Here is an 18,851-nt window from a genome sequence, read left to right as displayed (position 1 = left end):
CGCGCCTTAGACTGAGGCGCATGTCGTTGTTCAGCGTGAAAATGCGTTCCAGCCGCGGCGGCGTGCACGTCTCCGGCGCCGAGCGCATCGTGGACGCCGACCGCGTCGGCGGGGTGTGCGACGCGATGACGCGGCGCGCACTTTCCCACCCGAAGGGCCAGCCGGACGAAATTCACGTCACGGTGGCTGCAGTCGACGAAGAAGCAATTGTGCGCGTCCCGTTCTTGCCCGTGACGGAGCTCGAGTGCGCCTCTCCCGCTGAGGCACGCGAGCTGGTGGTGGGGATGCTCGAAGACCACACCGTCCACGCCGAGCGCGCGTGGCAGCTGCTGACCGAGGTGCGGGATATGCGTGGGGCGGTGCTCATGGGCGCCGCAACCGGCGCCCGCCTTGAGGCCGACCACAAGCGCGGCGTGCGCGTGACCAACATGGATGCCGCCGCGCCCCCGGACACGGACGGCAAGGCCCGCGTCTCCGAGGCGCTGGTGCTGGCCTCGAAGGTTGCGCACCACCCGGCGGTGCTAGCGGAGGTGTGCATCTCCGACGACCCCGACTACACCACCGGCTACCTCGCCACCTCGGGCCGCGGCTACGTCCGCATCCCGAACATGAAGCCGGCCGGTTCCCCGATCGGGGGCCGCGTGTTCGTCGTGGCTGAGCCGGGCGACCTCGTGGAGTACCTCGAGCACACGCCCGTGGTGGTGGGGCAGCGGTGAGCTGGATAGACACCGCCGCAGACGACACGCTCACCGCCTGGCTCGCCGACGGCCTCGAGCGCACACCCGCGGTGTTTTCCTCGGCGCAGGAGCCGAGTGCGCTTATCGACGCCGCGCCCACCATCCTCTTCTCCTCATCCAATTACCTCGGTCTCGCAGAGCACCCGGCTGTGGTCGTCGCCGCCCGCCGCGCTCTGGAGGTCTACGGTGCTGGCTCCGGCGGCTCGCGCCTCACCACCGGCACCACCGAACTGCACCGGGGCGTGGAGGAGGCGTTCGCGCGCTTTACGGGCTACCCGGACGCCGTGTTCTTTTCCTCCGGGTTCCACGCGAACACCGCGGTGCTGCACACGCTGGCGTCGCCGCAGCTTGTGGTGCTTTCGGACGAACGCAACCACGCCAGCATCATCGACGGCTGCCGCCTCGCCAAAGCCGCGGGCGCGCGGGTCCACGTCTTCCGCCACATGGACTTGAGCCACCTCGAGGAGCTCCTCGCCGCGCACACGGCGGAGCCGGCGACGCGCGTCCTCGTCGTCACCGACGGGCTGTTCTCGATGGACGGGACCGTTGCCGACGTCCCGGGCATGGTTGCGCTATGCCGCAGATACGGTGCGGCGCTGATGGTTGACGACGCCCACGGCACCGGCACCCTGGGCGCCACCGGCCGCGGAGTGATCGAGCACTTCGGTCTGGGTGCGGATCCGCAAGCGCGGCCCGACATCCTCGTCGCCACGGCGTCGAAGGCGCTCGGCGTGGAGGGGGGCGCGGTGTTGGGGTCGGAGGGCGTCGCCAAGCTACTGCGTCAGAAGGCTCGGCCGTTCGTGTACTCCACCTCACCCACGCCCGCCACCTGCGCCGCCGTGACTGCGGCGATCGGCGTGATCGACAGCGCCGAAAGCCCGGTGCCCGCCCTGCACCGCAACATCGCCCACCTCGCTGGCCGGCTCGGGATGGGGCAGTGGCCCACGCCGATCATCCCCGTCCCTGTGGGCGACGAACGCGCCGCGCAGCTCGCATCGAGCCAGCTGCGTCAAGAGGGCTTCTTCGTGCCCGCCATCCGCTACCCAACGGTGCCGCGCGGCGCGGCGATGCTGCGTGTGACCGTCATGGCGACGCACACCCTCGAGCAGATCGACGCGCTTGCCGACGCGATCGCCCGCCTCACGTAGATCTCGCCCTAGTTCAAGTACGCGAGGTCCCCGGGCACGTCCTTTTCCACCTCTACGCCGTCGGGCATGTGGGTGGCGGTGAGGCGGTCGAAGGTGCCGTCGTCAAGCATTGCCCCAAGCGCCTTGTTGATCTCGTCTGTGACCTGCGTGTCGTCCTTGCGCACGCCGATGCCGTAGCGCTCCATGGTCAGCGGCGTGCCGCGGTCTACCAGCTCCACGATGCGGAACTCGCCCGGGTTGTTAGCGGCGTAGCCCTGCAGGATCAGCTCGTCCGTGGTCACGCCGTCGACCCGGCCGCTGCGCAGCTCGTCCACGCACTCGGTGTAGGTGTCGCGTTCGCGCACCTCCGTGTCCCTTTGCGTGGTGAGGATCATCTGCGCCGACCACGAGCCGGTCGCCGAGCAGACCACCTTGCCGCGCAAATCGTTGAGCCCGTCGATCTCCGTGTTGCCGGCTGCGATCAGCAGCGCCTGGTGCGTAATCGCGTACGGGCCGGCGAAGCTCACCTTCTCCGCCCGCTCCTGGTAAATCGAGTACGCCGCGGCGACCATGTCGACTTCGCCGCTTGTCAGCATCTCCTCGCGCTTCGCCGGCAGTGTCTCTGCCCACGTGATCTCGGGCGCGTCCCAGCCGCGGTCTTTCGCGATCGCGTTGATGACGTGGGTTGCGATTGCCTCGTCCAACTTGCCCATCGCGCTGGTGTCCTCGCGCATGCCGACTGTGACCTCGCCGGATTCAATCCGCGCCAGCAAGCCCTCGGCCTCGGGGTTGCCGTCAGAACCTGAGCAAGCGGCAAGGGTGAGCGCGGCGGCGGCGGTAACGACGGACGCCGCGGCGCGGCGGATGGCACGGTGCATGAAAAACTCCTGAGTCAGCAAAACAGTTGCCCACCATTGTCGCGCAAACGTTTTCGTTTGACCACGTCGCGGCGTTAGACTCTCGTGCCGTGTCTACTACCAACCGCACGTATGAGGTGCGAACGTTCGGCTGCCAGATGAACGTGCACGACTCGGAGCGCCTGTCGGGCATGCTCGAAGACGCCGGCTACGTCGCCGCCCCCGCCGGCGACACCCCCGACCTAGTCGTCTTCAACACCTGCGCGGTGCGCGACAACGCCGACAAGCGGCTCTACGGCTCGCTGGGTCAGCTGAAGCACACCAAGGAGCAGCACCCCGGCATGCAAATTGCCGTCGGCGGGTGCCTCGCGCAGAAGGACCGCGACAGCGTGATCACGAAGGCGCCGTGGGTCGACGCCGTCTTCGGCACGCACAACCTATCTGCGCTGCCAGCGCTCCTGGAGCGCGCCCGCGTCACAGACGAGGCCCAAGTGGAGATTGCCGAGGCGCTCGAAGTTTTCCCCTCGGTGCTGCCGGCGAAGCGCGAGTCGTCGTACGCTGGCTGGGTATCGGTGTCGGTGGGCTGCAACAACACGTGCACGTTCTGCATCGTGCCGTCGTTACGCGGCAAGGAGATCGACCGCCGCCCGGGCGACATCCTCGCCGAGGTCCAGGCGCTGGTCGACCAAGGTGTGTCCGAAGTGACGCTGCTCGGCCAAAACGTCAACGCGTACGGCGTGAACTTCGTCGACGAGGACACCCCGCGCGACCGCTCCGCGTTTTCGAAACTGCTGCGTGCCTGCGGTGAGATCGACGGCCTCGAGCGCGTCCGCTTTACCTCGCCGCACCCGGCGGAGTTCACCTCCGACGTGATCGACGCCATGGCGGAGACGCCAAACGTCTGCCCGCAGCTGCACATGCCACTGCAATCCGGCTCCGACAAGGTGCTCAAGGACATGCGCCGCTCCTACCGCTCGAAGAAGTTCCTCGCGATTCTCGACGAGGTGCGCGAGAAGCTGCCACACGCCGCCATCACCACCGACATCATCGTCGGGTTCCCCGGCGAGACGGACGAGGATTTCCAGTCCACCCTCGACGTGGTGGAGAAGGCCCGCTTCGCTTCCGCGTTTACGTTCCAGTACTCGCCGCGCCCGGGCACCCCGGCTGCCGAGATGACTGACCAGATCCCGAAGGCGGTGGTGCAGGAGCGCTTCGAGCGCCTCGTCGCGCTGCAGGACCGCATCAGCGCGGAAGAGAACGCGAAGCTGGTCGGCACGCAGCAAGAGTTGCTCGTGCAGGCCGACGGGGGCCGGAAGAACGACCGCACGCAGCGCATGTCGGGCCGCGCCCGCGATGGCCGCCTGGTGCACTTCTCGCTCGACGGCAACGAGGGGATTCGCCCCGGCGATTACGTCACCGTGACTGTCACCGACGCCAAACCGCACTTCTTGATCGCGGATTCCGGCGTCCACGAGCACCGCCGCACGAAGGCCGGCGATAACTCCGAGATCGGTCAGGTGCCCACCACCACGGGAGTGGGCTTAGGCTTGCCGACGCTACGCATCGGAGCACCACAGTGACCGAAGCACAGCTTGCCGACGGCCCCTTCAAACCCACCCTCCTCACCTGCGCCGCCGGCGTTGTCGTGTCGTTTTTCCTTCCTTTCGCCGGGTCTGCGCGAGGGTGGCAATTCCTCGCGGCAACCGACGCTGCGCGCGATGCAGGCGCGAACATCGCGGAGTACCTTTTTGCGTGGTTCTCGCTTATCGGGTTAGGCGTACTCGGTACCGTGGCGATGCTGACGAAGCGCTACCGCGTTGCCGCCGTGGGGTGGGTGCTCACCGCGATGTCGCTCGTGTTCGCGGTGCTGTCCATGTGGCTGCGCAACACCACGGCGCTCCTCGACATCGGCCACGGCCCTGGCTTTTACGTTGCATTGGTCGAGGTGGTGATCGCCGTTTTCGCATACGTACCGGCAATCACCCGCCGAGCCGAGGCGTCCAGCACCCAGAGCGCACCGCCGGAAAGCGACGAGCTTGCCCAGCTGCAGCGCGCTGCCACCGAATCGCACAGCGGGAACCCGCTGCTTGTCGACGACCGCCGCGCCCGCGCCGCCCGCCGCCACAAACAGCAGTAGCCCGTTACGTACCTCGTCGCTGCCAGGCGGTGGTGGAGGAAACCGTGTCCGCGTGAAGCGATGCGGCGATGCTCTGCGCCGCCGCGATGTCGGCGGGGTAGGAGAGGTACACCGTGTCCAGCTTTTCCCAGCGTGCGCGGGCGGCCGCGATCGTTTCGCGGATGAGCGCCTCACCGATGCCGCGGCCGCGGTACTCGGGGAGGACGTAGATGAGGCCAAGCTCGCAAACGGTGTCGGCGTCGGAGGTGTAGTGGACGGCCTCGCAAAGCCCAACGATCGTCTCGGCCCCGTCTGCCGTGCGTGCGCGGCACACGCCGGTGAGCTGCCGGCCGCCGCGGTCGCCCAGGCGCTCACCGGCGTCGATGATCCTCTGCAGGTCCCACGTGATGGTGTCCATCACGAGGTCGCCGCGTGGGTAGTCGCGGGAGGCGGAGGTGAGCAGGTTCGCGAACTGGGCGGCGTCGTCGCTGAGCGACGTAGCGGGCGCGGTGAAGCCCGCGAACCCGGGGCCCTCGAACACGTCGATGCGGTGGGGATGCGCAGGCAGCGCGAGCGCCGCGTCAGCGTCGAACACCGCTTGATCTTCGCGGAACGCCGCAGCGTACCCGCGTTCGAGGGCGCCAGGTGGGGTCCATTCGCCGGGGGAGTGCGTGACCCACAGTTGGCGGGTGGGGCGGTGGAGGGAGTGTGACAGGGCGTCGATAAGCAAGAATGCTTCCTGCCAGGGTGAATCCGGAACCGGTTCGCCGGGCAGCGGTGCGATGGCCGCGTCGAGGGTGACGTTGGCTTCGAGTACCGAGAGGTCTTCAAGGAGGGGCAGCGAGACGAAGACCCACGCGTCGATATCGAGGAGGTCGTCGGGAGTGAGCTGCGGGTAGCCGAGTGGGCCGAGCGGGCGCGGCGCGGTGCGGCTGGTGAGCGCGAACAGCAGCGCCTCGGATTCCGCGGAGCCCTCGAGGCGTTTCGCAATGTGCGACGGCGTCACCCCAGAGGTGGCCAGGCCGGTGATGTCTTGGATCGCGAGCGTGGCCGAAAAGGCGTACGCCCCGGTGACTGCCTCGTTGAAGTCGGCGGCACCGGGGACAAAGTGCAGTGCGGGCACTAGCGCTCGTTTGCGGCCTTCGCGGCGACGTCGGCGAACTCCTGCCACTGCTTCGCCTGCTCGCGCAGCTCGGCGGCCTTCTTGGCGTTGCCGGACGCCTCGGCGGCGTTGGCCTGCGCGGTGAACTCGTCGGCGCGGGCCTGGAACTGGTTCACCTTGTCCTGGGCGGCAGGGTCGGAGCGGCGCCAGCGGGAATCCTCAGCGTCGGACACGCGGCGCTCGATCTTGGCAATCTTGTCCTCGTACTCGCGCACTTTGCCGCGCGGGACGAAGCCGATCTCTTCCCACTTGTCCTGCAGCTCGCGCAGCTTTGCCTTGGCGGCGCCGAGGCCGGCCGCTGGGTCGATCAGCGAATCGTATTCGGCGAGCAGCGCGTCCTTGGCCTGGGCGTTCGCCTCGAACTCGCGGTCACGCTCGGCGTTGACGGCGTTTCGCGCGTCGAAGAAGTGGTCCTGGGCGGCGCGGAACCGCTCCCACAGCTTGTCGTCCACGTCGCGCGGGGCGCGGCCGGCGGCCTTCCACTCCTGCATCAGGTCGCGGAAAGCGCGGGCGGTCTCGTTCCACTCGGTGGAGTCCTTGATGGCTTCGGCGCGGGCGACGAGGTCCTCCTTGACCTGCTTCGCCTGCGCGCGGCCGCGGTCGAGCTCGGCGAAGTGGGCGCCGCGGCGGCGGTTGAAGCTGTCGCGGGCGCGGGAGTAGCGCTTCCACAGCGCGTCGTCGGTCTTGCGGTCGATGCCGCGGATGGTGCGCCACTCCTCGAGGATGTCGCGAATCCGGTCGCCCGCGGCCTTCCAGTCGGTGGAGTTCTCGGCCAGGTCCTCGGCCTCGGCGGCGAGGGTTTCCTTGCGCGCGATCGCTTCGGCGCGGCGGGCCGCCTTCGCTTCCTTGGCGCGGGCGCCGGCCTCGTCCGTGTCGGCGATGACCTTGTTCAGGCGCGCCTCGAGGGCGTCGAAGTCGCCGATCGCGGCGGCGTCAGCGAGCGAGTCGCGCAGCGCCGTTGCGGTTTTGCTGATCTGGGACGCGTCCTCCGGGTTCGCCGCCAGGCGCGTCTCCAGAAGCTGCACCTCGGTAACAATGTCGTCGAAGCGCTGGCCGTAGTGGGCGAGACCCTCCTGCGGCGTACCCGCCTGCCATGAACCAATCTCGCGCTCCACGCCGCCGCGGGTGACGAAGACGGTGCCGTTGTCGTCGATACGCCCGAACTTCGCAGGCGTCTCGCGCGGCGCCGGTGCCGGGGTGGCCCCAGGGCGCGGGCCCGGTTTCGGACCCGGCTTGGGGCCGGGCTTCGGGGTGGGGCGGTTGTCCTCGTTCGGGTGGGTCATGGGACGCGCATCCTTTCGCTTCGTCTCTTCAGTGCCGCGCGACGCGGCTGCCAGTATCGATTTAGCTTAGCGCGCAGCGGTAGCGCCGGTGCAGCATTTCCCTGACTAGGGTGGGGGCGATGAGTGCGACCGTTTTGATCATGCCCGGCTCGCCGGCGCTGGTGCCCGAACTCGCGCCCGCCGACGAGGCATCGGCGCGGCTGCTCGCCGCCGCGCGCGAGGCGGCCCGAGCGCATCGCGGCCCCGTGGACATCGTCACCACGCTCGACGAGGCGTCGTACACCGCCCACACCGGTAGCTTCCACGCGTGGGGCGCGCCGCACGTCACCGTCGGCGGCGGCAACTACCTCGGCGAGCTGCTGGCGCGCTACGTCGCAGGCGACCGCGAGTACCGCGAAACGCGCGAGCACGTCGAACCCCTTGACCCGGACGCGCTCACGATCGTGGTCGTCGACGGCCCCGCGGGTCTCACAGCGCGCGCGCCGCTCGCGCTCCAGCCCGGCGCGCAAGCTACGCACGAGGGACTCGAGCGGTTCATCGCCGGAGGGGCGCTTGGGGGGCTTGAGGGGGGCGTCGATAAGCAACTGCTCTGGCGCGAGCTTGCGCAGCTTACGCCGAAGCGCGCTGAGTTGATCGCCTCCGACGCGACGCTCGGTGTCGGTAGGTACGTGGGGGTGTGGCAGTGGTAGCGCCGGTAGCGGTGGTCGGGCCGACGGCGAGCGGCAAATCCGCCCTCGGCATCGCGCTCGCGCAGGAGCTCGGCGGCGAGGTGGTCAACGTCGATTCGATGCAGCTCTACCGCGGGATGGACATCGGCACGGCAAAGCTTGCGCCGGAAGAGCGCGGCGGCATCCCGCACCACCTGCTGGACATTTGGGACGTCACGCGCACCGCGAGTGTCGCCGATTACCAGCGGCGCGCGGTCGCCGCGGTGGAGGAGATCGCCGCGCGGGGCAAGGTCCCCATCCTGGTTGGGGGTTCGATGCTGTACGTGCAGTCGCTTATCGACGACTGGTCGTTTCCCCCCACCGACCCCGCCGTCCGCGCGCGCTACGAGGCGCGGCTTGCGTCGATCGGCGTCGACGCGCTGCACGCGGAGCTTGCGCAGGTGGATCCGGCGGCGGCGCGGGTCATCGAGGACAAGGACCCGCGGCGCACCGTGCGCGCGCTGGAGGTCATTGCGCTGACGGGTCGGCCGTTTCAGGCGTCGCAGCCGCCGAAGGACGCGCCGCCGCGCTGGGGCACGCGGATTGTGGGGCTTCGCACGGATGCCGCGTGGCTGAACCCGCGCATCGAGCTGCGCACGCGGCAAATGTTCGGGGCGGGCTTCGTCGACGAGGTGCGCGGGCTGGTTGACGCGGGCCTGACGCGCGATTCCACCGCGGGGCGAGCGATCGGCTACGCGCAGGTGCTGGCGCATCTCGAGGGGGAGCTTTCGCTTGCCGACGCCCACGAGCAAACCATCACCGGCACACGCCGCTACGTGCGCCGCCAACGCTCGTGGTTCAATCGGGACCCGCGGGTGCAGTGGCTGGACGCGTGGGAGCCATTGCTTGTCGACGCCGCGCTACACTCCCTTTCGTGAAGTTCATCAAAGCCCACGCCACCGAAAACGACTTTGTTGTTGTCGTCGACGTCGACGACGAGCTGACGCTTTCACCTTCGCAGGTCGCGTTTCTGTGCGACCGCCGCGCCGGCATCGGCGGCGACGGTTTGCTGCGTGTCGTTCGGCGAGGCGGTGTCTGGTTCATGGATTACCGCAACGCCGACGGCTCCGTCGCTGAGATGTGCGGCAACGGCATCCGCGCCTTCGCCCACGTGTTGGTGGCCGAGGGGTTGGAAACGGCCTCTGAGTTTGACGTGGACACCCGCGCCGGTGTGAAGACGATCCGCGTGCTTGAGGCCACGCCGACGCACGCGGTTGTGTCGGTCGGCATGGGCGCTGTGGACGTGACGGGCGTGTCCACTGCTTCGATGGGCGATTTCGAGTTCGCCGGGATCGGCGTCGACGTGGGCAACCCGCACCTCGCGTGCGTCATCCCGGGGCTGACTGCTGAGGAGCTGGCGGCGCTCGAGTTCACGCAGCCGTCGTTCGACCACGACTTCTTCCCGGAGGGCGTCAACGTGGAGGTGCTGACCGAGCTTTCCGACGGCGAGGTCCACATGCGCGTGTGGGAGCGCGGCGTGGGGGAGACCCGCTCCTGCGGCACCGGCACCGTCGCCGCCGCGCAAGCAGCGCTTGCCGACGCCGCGCTTACCTCCGGCACCGCCACCGGCACCGTCACCGTCAACGTCCCCGGCGGCGCCATCGACGTCGCGATCGCCGAGGATGACGGCATTACCCGCGCTGTCATGACCGGCCCGTCCACCATCGTCGCCCGCGGCGAGCTCGCCGATCCTGTAGCTCCCAACGGAAAACACCGTATCGACGAGGGGTAAAATCGCAGGTCGCCACCACCCCGAAACCGTGGGAGCTACAGCCCCACGCGTTGATAGCGGGTAACTCGCAACCCGGCTCCCTGCGACCAGCGGGAACGCAAAACCCAGCGCGAGTTACCCGCTATCACCGAGCTGGGCCTGCAGCGCCCAACACCAAACCGCGAGCCCTAACCCGGGCCGATCTGCTTGGCGGCCCGGCGCGCCTCGTCCCACGCGCTCTGCAGCTCGAAGGCGCGCTGGTCGGCGACGCTGATCAGGCGTTCGAGCTGCGCGCGGTCGACGGTGGGGTCCTCTAAATACGTGTCGATGCGCGAAAGAAAACGGCGCGCAGACGAAGCGCGCAGCAGGAACTCGTTGACCTCCGGTACGGAGTTGTCCGGGTTCGCTAGGGCGGGGTAGTGCAGGGTGCGGTCGGCGATGTCGGCCGCGCTCGCGCCGTTTTGGAGCTGGTCGTAGGCGTCGAGCACCTCGCAGATGTCGTCGCGCGCGTAACTCAGGCTCGCGCGCATCGCGGCGACTTCGGGGGTCGTCTGGTGCATGCGGAAAAACACCAGCACGCCCACGACCAGCAGCACCGACAGTAAAAGCCCGGGCAGGCGCAGCAGCACCACGAGCATGACCACGGCCGCGAGCGTGAGCGCGCCGACAAGGGCGCGGGTTAAGTCGCGGTCGGATGCGTTCACTAGAGCCCGCCTAGCCTAGTGCCCGCCGCATCCGCAAGACCCGCCGCAACCGCCGCAGCCGCCGCCGGCAGGCGTGGGGATGGACCCCACGAGCAGGGCAGACCCGGAGATCACGCTGTTGTGCGCCGGCAACTCGCCGTCCGGCAGCAACCCTTCGGGCAGGCACACGTCGAACGGGAACGCCGCGTCCACCGTCGCGTGCACAAAACGCTGCCCGGTCAGCTGCGAGGTGCGGAACTCCGCCTCCAGCACGCGCGCAGAAAACTCGGCGCTCGCATCAGGGGCTTGAGGAGCACGCTTAGCGATGCCCTCCGCACCCCCAGAGCGCACCTCACCCACAACCTCACCCGGGTGATCCGCCAAGTACGCGTCGACCGAGTCGTGCACCTCTACCGACAGCATGAGGGCGGTCAGCGAGAGCTCTTGCCATTGGAGGGGCGCTTCGTCGACAAGCAACGGCTCCTGCGCGAGGTTCACCGTGACTGAAGCAATGGTGTTGCCGTGGGGATCGATGATGTCGGCGAGCGCGACGACGTCGCTCAGCGGCGTGATGTGCGCGTAGGTGCGCGTGATGGACTCGAAGCCCGCGAACGTTGCGAACGGTTCGACCGCCAGGATGTTCAGCTGCGCGCCCGACGGGTCGGAGTACTGGATCAGCTGGCCGCCGCGGACCTCGCCGGTGACAGCGAGCCTGTTGGAGGCGATCGCCGCCTCCACCGCGTCCTGCCAACGCGTAAAGCCGAGGCCGATAGCAGCAAGGTCCGTGACCAGAGTTTCGCTCATACGGCCGTATCCTACCTCCCGCCCACCCCGGCGGAAGAAAAGCGGGCAGGCGCGGGTTAGATGGGGTAGGAAGAATCGTGAACCGCCAAAGAACATAAGGACTGAATGACTCAGACAACCCACGACGCCAACGACGCCCACGACGAGCTGCTCGCCCGCGCGTTTAGGCACAACGCCCCGCAGCCGGGTGCGGACCCAACCACCGGCGCCCTCGACCTCGAGGACCGCAACGCGCTGCGCCGCCTCACCCGCGGCACCGACATCCGCGCCGAGGAGCAGCAAGACGGTTTCGAGGTCGAGTACCGCAAGCTGCGCCTTGAGCAGGTTATCCTTGTCGGCGCGTGGACGGAGGGCACCACCGCCGAGATGGAGGCGAACATGCTCGAGCTTGCCGCGCTGGCGGAAACGGCCGGCGCCGAGGTGCTCGACATCCTGTACCAAAAGCGCGACAAGCCGGACCCGGGCACCTACATCGGCTCCGGCAAGGTCAAGGAGCTCGGCGAGATCGTGCAGGCGACCGGCGCCGACACCGTGGTCTTCGACGGCGAGCTCTCGCCCGGCCAGATGGTGGCGCTGGAGGAGGCGCTGAACATCAAGGTCATCGACCGGACGATGCTCATTTTGGACATTTTCGCCCAGCACGCGAAAAGCCGCGAGGGTAAAGCGCAAGTCAGCCTCGCGCAGATGGAGTACCTCTACACGCGCACCCGCGGCTGGGGCGGCAACCTGTCGCGCCAGGCGGGTGGACGCGCCGGTTCGAACGGCGGCGTGGGCCTGCGCGGCCCTGGTGAGACGCGCATCGAGGCGGACCGCCGGCGCCTGCGCACGGAGATGGCGAAGCTGCGCCACCAGCTGCGCGCCATGCAGACGTCGCGCGAGGTGAAACGCGCGCAGCGCGCGCGATCGGCCACGCCGAAGATCGCGATCGCGGGCTACACCAACGCCGGCAAGTCCTCGCTGATCAACGCCATGACCGATGCGGGTGTGCTGGTGGAGGACGCGCTGTTTGCGACGTTGGACCCGTCGACAAGAAAAGCTCAGCTTGCCGACGGCCGCACCGTCGTCCTCACCGACACCGTCGGCTTCGTGCGCCACCTTCCGACCCAGCTCGTCGAGGCGTTCAAATCGACGCTCGAGGAGGTCGCCGGCGCGGACCTCGTGCTGCACGTCGTCGATGGCTCGGACCCGTTCCCGCTGAAGCAAATCGAGGCGGTGGGCGAGGTGCTCGCCGAGATCACGCGCGACACGGGCGAGACGCTGCCGCCGGAAATCGTGGTGGTGAACAAGATCGACGAGGCGGATCCGGTCGTGCTCGCTGAGCTGCGCCACGCGTTCGACCGCACCGGCCGCGACGTCGTCTTCGTCTCCGCGCTCACAGGCGAGGGGATTAGCGAGCTCGAGGCGAAGATCGAGATGTTCCTCAACACCCTCGATGAGCACGTGACGATGTTGGTGCCCTTCACGCGCGGCGACGTCGTGTCACTGCTGCACGAGCACGGCACCGTGCGTTCAGAAAGCTACGAGGAGCACGGCACGCTTATCGACGTCCGCCTGCCCCGCATCCTCGCCGACCAACACCGCGAGTTCGTCGTCTCCCCTTAGACGAGCTTGCTGGCTGCCGCCTCGTCCAGGATGACCGCGACGTTCTCGTGGCGCTGCAGCGCGCTGGCGGGGCAGTCCTCGGTGACCGGGCCCTCGATGAGCGCGCGCACCGCATCGGCCTTGTTTTCGCCGGTGGCGATGAGCACAATGCGCTTGGCCTCCATAATGGTGCCGATGCCCTGGGTCAGTGCGCGGCGCGGCACTTCCCCCTCGCTGTCGAAGAAGCGGGCGTTGTCCGCGATCGTCTGCGGGTGCAGGTCGATGACGCGGGTGCGCGAATCGAGGGGGCTGCCCGGCTCGTTGAAGGCGATGTGGCCGTTGGCCCCGATGCCCAAGATTTGGTGGTCGACGCCGCCGGCGGCAGCGATCGCGCGCTCGTACGCCGCAGCCGCGGCCTCCGCGTCTGCCGCGGTGCCGTCGAGAGAATGCACGTCAGCGTCCGCGATGTCGATGTGGCTGGTTAGTTCGCGCCGGATCGTCGCGTAGTACGACTCGGGGTGGGTTGCGGGTAAGCCGTAGTACTCGTCCAGCAAAAACGCTTTGCAGTTCCCGAAACTCAGGCCCTCTTCCACGTGGCGGCGGGTGAGCTCTCGGTAGGTCGGGGTGGGGGTGGAGCCCGTCGCTAAGCCGAGCACTCCTCCCGCCCGAACCGTGGGCTCCAGTAGGTCGGCTGCGGCGGCGCCGACTTCTTCTTTGGTGCTGCGGATCAGAATTTCCATGTGGAGTAATGTACTTCAGCTGCGCATTGTGGAGAAGATTTCGGCGCGGCGGCGGGGTTATCCACAATTTCGGAGGGGGCCCTTTACTTGGTGTTGTTGCGCCTCTAGCGTCTTGGCCATGACCCCGTTTGCCAGCATGATCGCCGCGTTGACGGTCGATGCCCTCGAGGGCTTCGACCGCGGCGCGGCGCTTGCCGCCGGCATTTCTTCGTCGACCGCGGGGGACTGGGAGGCGGTGCACAACGCGTACTTCGGGCCCACGCGGTACGTGCGGCTGCAGCGTCAGGCGGTGTCGCTGGCGCGTGCGGGCCGGTTCCCGCTCGATCAGCTGGTGCTCATTGAGAAGAAGCTCAAGCTCGTCGCTGATGCTGCTGAACGCGCCGCGCTGCGGGTGGAGCTGCTCCAGTCGCGCCGCTCGTACAAGTATTTGCAGCAGCGCGCGAAAGAACTCGTTCCGGTTGAGGAGAAGCCGTACAAGAAGCAGGCTTCGTTCACCCGCTCCCGGTGCGGCACCCGCGGGTTCCACATTGGTTCGGACGAGCGGCGCCTCGCCGATCTTGAGCACCGCCTGCGTGAAGGTCTCGACCCCGGTCAACCCGCGGGGCCGCAGATGGAGGAGAAGTTCTGGTCGTTGTTCGAGAACTCAGGCGGCGGCATCGCGCCAGCTGCGCCGCAGCCCTGCGTGCTGGTGCCGCTGGATAAGCACGTAGCTATTCTGCAGGGCGCAGGCGACGACACGGAGCTCATGCTTACCGACGGCACCTCAATCACCGGCGCCCAATACCTGGCTTTGCACCACGCTTGCGATCTCCAGGTGGCGCTGTTCCACCCCGAGCACGGCGCAGTGAACTTGTACCGCACCCAGCGCCGCGCCAACACCAAGCAGCGCACCTTAGCCGCGCTGGTGTCGCCCGGTTGCGCGGTACCCGGGTGCCGGTTGCCGGCCGACCACTGCGAAACGCACCACGTAACTGCGTGGAAACACGGCGGCGAGACGAACATTTCGAACCTGGCGGTGCTGTGCTCGTACCACAACCGCATCAACAACGACGACCCCGATGATGCGAGTCCCGGCTGGCAGAAACGACGGCGGCGGGCCGGTCGCATCGTGATGAACCGCGGCGGGCCGGCCTACCGAACCTGGACCGGGCACCTTCTACCCGCCAACCGCCCCGGCGCGATGGAGCTCCTGTTCGGACCGCGCGTGCCCGCGGGGTAGGAGATTGCGCCGCTCGGGTGCGATAATGGCTCCCCGTGAATGAAACGCCCCGCACTCCCGATACGACACGATTTGGTTGGACGCTGCACGGCGACGGCAAACGGGTGAGCCCCGGTGCCGTCGTCGCCCCGGATGAGCGGCTCTCCTGGCCGCGCACGATCGGCATCGGCATGCAGCACGTGGTCGCTATGTTCGGCGCCACGCTCCTCGTGCCCACCCTGACCGGGTTCCCGGTCAACACCACGCTGCTCTTCTCCGGCCTCGGCACGATCATCTTCCTGCTGCTGACAAAGAACAAGCTGCCGAGCTACCTCGGTTCGTCGTTCGCGTTCATCGCCCCGCTGACTGCCTCGCAGCAGTACGGGATGGGTGCGCAGCTCGGCGGCGTGCTGATCACCGGCCTGGCGCTCATCCTCGTCGGCGTGATCGTCCAGGCCGCCGGCAAGCGCGTCATCGACGCCGTCATGCCGCCCGTGGTCACCGGCGCGATCGTGGCGCTCATCGGTTTCAACCTCGCCCCGACGGCTGTGGCGAACGTGGAGACGCAGCCGGCGGTCGCCGGCGTCACGCTTGTGACCATCGTTCTGGTCACCGTTGCCGCGCGCGGGATGGCGTCCAGGCTGTCCATCCTCATCGGAGTGGTTGTCGGTTGGGTTTTCGCCGCCCTGACGGGCGGTCTTGACGACGCCGCCTTAGACACCATCGGCGCCGCCCCCTGGGTGGGCTTGCCCGCCTTCCACACGCCGGAGTTCCGCCTTTCGGCTGTGCTGGTGACGCTGCCCGTGCTGGTGGTGCTCATCGCCGAAAACGTCGGTCACGTCAAGGCGGTGTCCGAGATGACCCACCGCGACCTCGACTCCCTGCAGGGCAAAGCGCTGATTGGCGACGGCATCGCGACCACACTCGCCGGCGGTTTCGGCGGCTCCGGCACCACGACCTACGCCGAAAACATCGGCGTGATGGCGGCGACGAAGGTGTATTCCACGGCCGCCTATTGGGTCGCGGCGGTGTTCGCGATCGTATTGGCGTTCATCCCGAAGTTCGGCGCCGTTATTTTCACCATTCCAGCGGGCGTGCTCGGCGGCGCCTGCCTGGTGCTCTACGGGCTGATCGGCATGCTGGGCGTTCGCATCTGGCAGGACAACCGCGTCGACTTCACCGATCCGGTGAACCTCACTGCTGCGGCGGTGGCGCTGATCGTGGGTATCGGCAACCTCACGCTGCACGCCGGCCAGGTTGCCCTTGAAGGCATCGCGTTGGGCTCCGTCGGGATCATCGTGGTGTACCCGATCATGCGCTGGATCTACGACACCATCGGCGAGGGGCAGTACCGCTAAACGACGCCCTCCTAAGCGTCGTCCAAGTTCCGCTCGATCAGCGCCGCGATCGACTCGACGGCCTTCGGGTTGTCGGAGGTGACGGTGACCTCGTCGCCGAATTCGGCGCCCATCGCCATGATCATCAGCGCTGAGGCGGCATCCGTTTCGTCCTCATCGTCGCCTCCGACAAGCGAGAGAATGACTTCGTCGTCGTACTCGCCCGCGGCGTCGGCGATAACGGTCGCTGGGCGCGCGTGCAGGCCCACGTGGGAGCCAACCTTCACCGTCTTGGAAGCCATGATGGGGTCCTTTCGTTGTGCGCGAACATCAGTTGCAGTGACAACCAGTCTAGAGACTGTCGGCGATGACGACATTGACCCCGTGCCTCTCAAGATCGGCGACCAAGGACTGCGGAGCACCCCAGTCAGTCACCACCACGTCCACCGCGTCGAGCGGGGCGAAACTCACCAGGTAGTCGTTGCCGAGCTTCGTCGAGTCGCACAGCACCACCACGCGGCGCGCGTTGGTTACCATCGCAGCCTTCACCGCGGCTTCGTGCGCGTCGGCGGTGGATAGGCCGTGGTCCACTGTGAGGGCGTTGGTGCCGACAAACGCGACGTCGGCACGCAAAAGCGCAAGCGTCCGCAGCGCCGTGTCACCCACGACCGCCTGCGCAATGGCCCGCACCGTCCCGCCGAGAAGCTGCACGTCGCCGACGCCGGCTTCGGCGAGCTCCAGCGCCGCCGGCAGCGAGTTCGTCACAATCGACCACGAACTCGCCTCCGGCAGGAACGCTATCCGCTGCGCCAACGCGCTGATCGTCGTGCCCGAATCCAGAAAAATTGACTTGCCGGGCTCCGAAGGCAAAAACGCCGCTGCCGCCCTCGCGATCGCCTCCTTCGCATCAAGCGCAGAGCGCAACCGCGCAGCCAGCGGAAACTCGGACGTCATATATCCCTGGCTCGCCACCGCACCCCCGTGGACGCGCTGGACCACCCCTTCGTCGTTCAACGCGGCCAAGTCCCGCCGAATTGTTTCAGCGGTGACGTCGAAGCGCTCAGCAAGCTCCGCAACGCTCACCCGCCCCTCAACGGCGGTCAGCGCGGCGATTTGGCGGCGGCGTTCCTCGGCCTGCATCGCTGCTACAGTGCTCGGAAGACAGACACGACGAGGCCCATAATCTCGGCGTCGTCGCCCTTAATAGGGGAGAAGGCCTCGTTGCGCGGAAGAAGCCACACGCCCGTCGCGTCCTTGTGGAACACTTTCGCCGTCGCTTCGCCGTCGATCAGCGCGGCGACAATTTGGCCTTCTTCAGCCACCGGCTGCGATCGCACGACTAGCCAGTCGCCGTCGAGAATCGCCGCGTCGATCATGGAATCGCCGACGACTTTGAGCATGAACACGTCACCGTCCCCGAGCAGCTCATCCGGCAGCGGGTAGTACGTCTCGACGTTCTCCTCCGCCAGGATCGGCGCTCCCGCGGCAATCTGCCCGACAACCGGAACAAACCGCGGGCTCGACGCCTCTTCCGGGGTTTCGGCGGGGGCCGCCTTCTTTCGTTTCACGGGTTCCGGCAGGTGGCGCAGGTCCACGGCGCGAGGTTTGTTCGGGTCGCGGCGCAGGAACCCCTTCTTCTCCAGCTCTTTAAGCTGGTACGCCACCGAGGAGGTGGACTGCAGGCCCGCCGCGTCGCCGATCTCGCGGATGCTTGGCGGGTAGCCGCGCAGCACGACCGCGTCCTGGATTACCTGCAGAATGCGGCGCTGGCGCTCGGAGAGAGCGCTCATGTCGAGTTCGTTCGGGTCCGCCTTCTTGCGCGGCATGCGTTCTCCTTGGACGTTGGGGCAGTTGCTTATCGACGAAGCTACCACGCTAAGCAAGTGTGTTCGATATTCTCCACCGGTGTGCTATAAATCGAACATGTGGGCGTTAGAACAGGTGAGCGTACGAACCGGCGCCCGTGTTGGGCGGGCAGTTAGTATTTGGCCCAGTTGAATGAGAGGAGATAAGCAATGACCACCATGATTTACCCGTACGGCGGCGCACCGGCGTCGGAGGTTTGGGACGTCAACCGCGGGAGTTCCCGCACGGGCGAACGTGCCGTTGTTCGAACGTTAGCGCCCGCGAATCGAACGGCGGAGCGAACGGCTGCCCCTGCCGGTGGCCGCGCTCTTCCGCAGCACGACGGGTTCGAACCGGGTCGCGAGCGTCGCGATAATCTCGCCCTCGGCGGGCTGATGGCGGCGGCGCTGATCGCCGGGTCGCTCTTCGGCGGCGCGTTCGGCGCGGGGGATGCGCCGGTTCAACCCAGCAGCGTCTTGGAAGCGGCGCGCTAGGATAGAGGTCATGTTTTGCCCGTTCTGCCATCATGAGCAGTCGCGCGTGACCGATTCGCGCACGGTGGAAGGCGGCGCCGCGATCCGTAGACGCCGCGAGTGCACGGAGTGCGGGGGGCGCTTCACCACGGTGGAGAAAGCCGTGCTGACAGTGGTCAAGCGCAACGGGGTCAGCGAGCCGTTCGACCGCGACAAACTTATCCTGGGTGTGCGTCGCGCCTGCCAGGGCCGCGACGTGTCCGACGACGCGCTGAAGCGCCTCGCGCAGCAAGTTGAGGAGACGGTGCGCGCTCAAGGCAGCTCGCAGGTGCCGGCGAACCAGATCGGCCTCGCGGTGCTTGAACCGCTGCGCGCGCTCGACGAGGTGGCGTACCTGCGCTTCGCCTCCGTGTACAAGTCGTTCGAAAGCGCGGACGATTTCGAGTCCGAGATCCGCCTCATGCGCAGGCGCGACCGTTCGGAATTCTAG

Annotated in this window: 21 protein-coding genes; 12 read left to right on the top strand and 9 right to left on the bottom strand. The window is 67.7% G+C overall.

What is annotated here, in order from left to right; all coding sequences use genetic code 11:
• The first annotated feature begins 20 nt into the window (after positions 1–20).
• A complete protein-coding gene (locus tag V6D40_RS01320) occupies positions 21–716 on the top strand; it encodes a 6-carboxyhexanoate--CoA ligase (RefSeq protein WP_334288551.1) in 696 nt (231 codons plus the stop codon).
• Positions 713–1,885 (top strand): aminotransferase class I/II-fold pyridoxal phosphate-dependent enzyme, encoded by a 1,173-nt coding sequence (locus tag V6D40_RS01315; protein ID WP_334288550.1) that lies wholly within the window; start codon positions 713–715, stop codon positions 1,883–1,885. Before V6D40_RS01320 ends, V6D40_RS01315 begins: the two co-directional genes overlap by 4 nt.
• 8 nt (positions 1,886–1,893) lie before the next feature.
• Here the strand turns inward: V6D40_RS01315 and V6D40_RS01310 are convergent, their stop codons facing one another.
• On the bottom strand, positions 1,894–2,742 hold the full coding sequence (locus tag V6D40_RS01310) for a transporter substrate-binding domain-containing protein (protein WP_334288549.1): 849 nt from the start codon (positions 2,740–2,742) through the stop codon (positions 1,894–1,896).
• A gap of 89 nt (positions 2,743–2,831) precedes the next feature.
• Between V6D40_RS01310 and miaB the strand changes: the two genes are divergently transcribed.
• Together miaB and V6D40_RS01300 are read left to right on the top strand one after the other, a co-directional pair.
• Positions 2,832–4,301 (top strand): tRNA (N6-isopentenyl adenosine(37)-C2)-methylthiotransferase MiaB, encoded by a 1,470-nt coding sequence (miaB, locus tag V6D40_RS01305; protein ID WP_334288548.1) that lies wholly within the window; start codon positions 2,832–2,834, stop codon positions 4,299–4,301.
• The gene (locus V6D40_RS01300) at positions 4,298–4,858 is read left to right on the top strand and encodes an Rv2732c family membrane protein (RefSeq protein WP_334288547.1); all 561 of its coding nucleotides are present in this window, start codon (positions 4,298–4,300) and stop codon (positions 4,856–4,858) included. Before miaB ends, V6D40_RS01300 begins: the two co-directional genes overlap by 4 nt.
• Before the next feature lie 4 nt (positions 4,859–4,862).
• Here the strand turns inward: V6D40_RS01300 and V6D40_RS01295 are convergent, their stop codons facing one another.
• On the bottom strand, positions 4,863–5,960 hold the full coding sequence (locus V6D40_RS01295) for a GNAT family N-acetyltransferase (RefSeq protein ID WP_334288546.1): 1,098 nt from the start codon (positions 5,958–5,960) through the stop codon (positions 4,863–4,865).
• On the bottom strand, positions 5,960–7,282 hold the full coding sequence (locus V6D40_RS01290) for a DUF349 domain-containing protein (RefSeq protein WP_334288545.1): 1,323 nt from the start codon (positions 7,280–7,282) through the stop codon (positions 5,960–5,962). The genes V6D40_RS01295 and V6D40_RS01290 overlap by 1 nt, the downstream gene beginning before the upstream one ends.
• A gap of 119 nt (positions 7,283–7,401) precedes the next feature.
• Here V6D40_RS01290 and V6D40_RS01285 point away from each other — a divergent pair, with 119 nt between their 5' ends.
• The 3 genes from V6D40_RS01285 to dapF are packed head-to-tail and all read left to right on the top strand — an operon-like array spanning position 7,402 to position 9,721.
• On the top strand, positions 7,402–7,971 hold the full coding sequence (locus V6D40_RS01285; protein WP_334288544.1) for a hypothetical protein: 570 nt from the start codon (positions 7,402–7,404) through the stop codon (positions 7,969–7,971).
• Positions 7,965–8,867 (top strand): tRNA (adenosine(37)-N6)-dimethylallyltransferase MiaA, encoded by a 903-nt coding sequence (gene miaA, locus V6D40_RS01280; RefSeq protein ID WP_334288648.1) that lies wholly within the window; start codon positions 7,965–7,967, stop codon positions 8,865–8,867. Before V6D40_RS01285 ends, miaA begins: the two co-directional genes overlap by 7 nt.
• Complete coding sequence (gene dapF, locus V6D40_RS01275; RefSeq protein WP_334288543.1) at positions 8,864–9,721, top strand: diaminopimelate epimerase; 858 nt, start codon at positions 8,864–8,866, stop codon at positions 9,719–9,721. Before miaA ends, dapF begins: the two co-directional genes overlap by 4 nt.
• A gap of 167 nt (positions 9,722–9,888) precedes the next feature.
• On the opposite strand, the gene V6D40_RS01270 is transcribed toward dapF, so the two are convergent.
• Complete coding sequence (locus tag V6D40_RS01270) at positions 9,889–10,404, bottom strand: hypothetical protein (RefSeq protein WP_334288542.1); 516 nt, start codon at positions 10,402–10,404, stop codon at positions 9,889–9,891.
• Positions 10,405–10,419: 15 nt separating this feature from the next.
• Positions 10,420–11,187: a hypothetical protein gene (locus tag V6D40_RS01265; protein WP_334288541.1), complete on the bottom strand. Its 768-nt coding sequence runs from the start codon at positions 11,185–11,187 to the stop codon at positions 10,420–10,422.
• 105 nt (positions 11,188–11,292) lie between these two features.
• Here V6D40_RS01265 and hflX point away from each other — a divergent pair, with 105 nt between their 5' ends.
• Complete coding sequence (gene hflX, locus V6D40_RS01260; protein WP_334288540.1) at positions 11,293–12,789, top strand: GTPase HflX; 1,497 nt, start codon at positions 11,293–11,295, stop codon at positions 12,787–12,789.
• Here the strand turns inward: hflX and nagB are convergent.
• On the bottom strand, positions 12,786–13,508 hold the full coding sequence (gene nagB / locus V6D40_RS01255; protein ID WP_334288539.1) for a glucosamine-6-phosphate deaminase: 723 nt from the start codon (positions 13,506–13,508) through the stop codon (positions 12,786–12,788). The two genes, hflX and nagB, sit on opposite strands and share 4 nt — an antisense overlap.
• 118 nt (positions 13,509–13,626) lie before the next feature.
• Here nagB and V6D40_RS01250 point away from each other — a divergent pair, with 118 nt between their 5' ends.
• Both V6D40_RS01250 and V6D40_RS01245 read left to right on the top strand, forming a co-directional pair.
• Entirely contained in the window at positions 13,627–14,727 is a 1,101-nt protein-coding gene (locus V6D40_RS01250; protein WP_334288538.1) for an HNH endonuclease signature motif containing protein, read from the top strand.
• 35 nt (positions 14,728–14,762) lie between these two features.
• On the top strand, positions 14,763–16,064 hold the full coding sequence (locus V6D40_RS01245) for a uracil-xanthine permease family protein (RefSeq protein WP_334288537.1): 1,302 nt from the start codon (positions 14,763–14,765) through the stop codon (positions 16,062–16,064).
• Positions 16,065–16,075: 11 nt separating this feature from the next.
• Here the strand turns inward: V6D40_RS01245 and V6D40_RS01240 are convergent, their stop codons facing one another.
• Genes V6D40_RS01240 through lexA form a run of 3 tightly spaced genes read right to left on the bottom strand, consistent with a single transcriptional unit; the run spans position 16,076 to position 17,869 of the window.
• Positions 16,076–16,345: an HPr family phosphocarrier protein gene (locus V6D40_RS01240; protein WP_334288536.1), complete on the bottom strand. Its 270-nt coding sequence runs from the start codon at positions 16,343–16,345 to the stop codon at positions 16,076–16,078.
• 49 nt (positions 16,346–16,394) lie between these two features.
• Positions 16,395–17,183: a DeoR/GlpR family DNA-binding transcription regulator gene (locus V6D40_RS01235; protein ID WP_334288535.1), complete on the bottom strand. Its 789-nt coding sequence runs from the start codon at positions 17,181–17,183 to the stop codon at positions 16,395–16,397.
• Between the two features lie 5 nt (positions 17,184–17,188).
• Positions 17,189–17,869 (bottom strand): transcriptional repressor LexA, encoded by a 681-nt coding sequence (gene lexA / locus V6D40_RS01230; RefSeq protein WP_334288534.1) that lies wholly within the window; start codon positions 17,867–17,869, stop codon positions 17,189–17,191.
• Positions 17,870–18,058: 189 nt separating this feature from the next.
• On the opposite strand from lexA, the gene V6D40_RS01225 reads away from it, so the two are divergent.
• Together V6D40_RS01225 and nrdR are read left to right on the top strand one after the other, a co-directional pair.
• Positions 18,059–18,382, top strand: coding sequence for a hypothetical protein (locus tag V6D40_RS01225; protein WP_334288533.1), 324 nt, complete (start codon positions 18,059–18,061; stop codon positions 18,380–18,382).
• A gap of 10 nt (positions 18,383–18,392) precedes the next feature.
• Complete coding sequence (nrdR, locus tag V6D40_RS01220; RefSeq protein ID WP_334288532.1) at positions 18,393–18,851, top strand: transcriptional regulator NrdR; 459 nt, start codon at positions 18,393–18,395, stop codon at positions 18,849–18,851.

The organism is Corynebacterium sp. Marseille-Q4381, from assembly GCF_036881695.1.
GTDB lineage: Bacteria > Actinomycetota > Actinomycetes > Mycobacteriales > Mycobacteriaceae > Corynebacterium.
The sequence above is the reverse complement of the archived record's forward strand: the minus strand, read 5'-3'. Positions and strand labels throughout refer to the sequence as shown.

Excerpts from the sequence above, each read along its gene's own strand:
- nrdR (WP_334288532.1), top strand. The coding sequence starts at position 18,393 with ATGTTTTGCCCGTTCTGCCATCATGAGCAGTCGCGCGTGACCGATTCG.
- V6D40_RS01235 (WP_334288535.1), bottom strand. The coding sequence starts at position 17,183 with ATGCAGGCCGAGGAACGCCGCCGCCAAATCGCCGCGCTGACCGCCGTT.
- V6D40_RS01310 (WP_334288549.1), bottom strand. The coding sequence starts at position 2,742 with ATGCACCGTGCCATCCGCCGCGCCGCGGCGTCCGTCGTTACCGCCGCC.
- V6D40_RS01250 (WP_334288538.1), top strand. The coding sequence starts at position 13,627 with ATGACCCCGTTTGCCAGCATGATCGCCGCGTTGACGGTCGATGCCCTC.
- V6D40_RS01320 (WP_334288551.1), top strand. The coding sequence starts at position 21 with ATGTCGTTGTTCAGCGTGAAAATGCGTTCCAGCCGCGGCGGCGTGCAC.
- V6D40_RS01225 (WP_334288533.1), top strand. The coding sequence starts at position 18,059 with ATGACCACCATGATTTACCCGTACGGCGGCGCACCGGCGTCGGAGGTT.
- V6D40_RS01290 (WP_334288545.1), bottom strand. The coding sequence starts at position 7,282 with ATGACCCACCCGAACGAGGACAACCGCCCCACCCCGAAGCCCGGCCCC.
- V6D40_RS01265 (WP_334288541.1), bottom strand. The coding sequence starts at position 11,187 with ATGAGCGAAACTCTGGTCACGGACCTTGCTGCTATCGGCCTCGGCTTT.
- lexA (WP_334288534.1), bottom strand. The coding sequence starts at position 17,869 with ATGCCGCGCAAGAAGGCGGACCCGAACGAACTCGACATGAGCGCTCTC.
- hflX (WP_334288540.1), top strand. The coding sequence starts at position 11,293 with ATGACTCAGACAACCCACGACGCCAACGACGCCCACGACGAGCTGCTC.
- V6D40_RS01285 (WP_334288544.1), top strand. The coding sequence starts at position 7,402 with ATGAGTGCGACCGTTTTGATCATGCCCGGCTCGCCGGCGCTGGTGCCC.
- nagB (WP_334288539.1), bottom strand. The coding sequence starts at position 13,508 with ATGGAAATTCTGATCCGCAGCACCAAAGAAGAAGTCGGCGCCGCCGCA.
- V6D40_RS01240 (WP_334288536.1), bottom strand. The coding sequence starts at position 16,345 with ATGGCTTCCAAGACGGTGAAGGTTGGCTCCCACGTGGGCCTGCACGCG.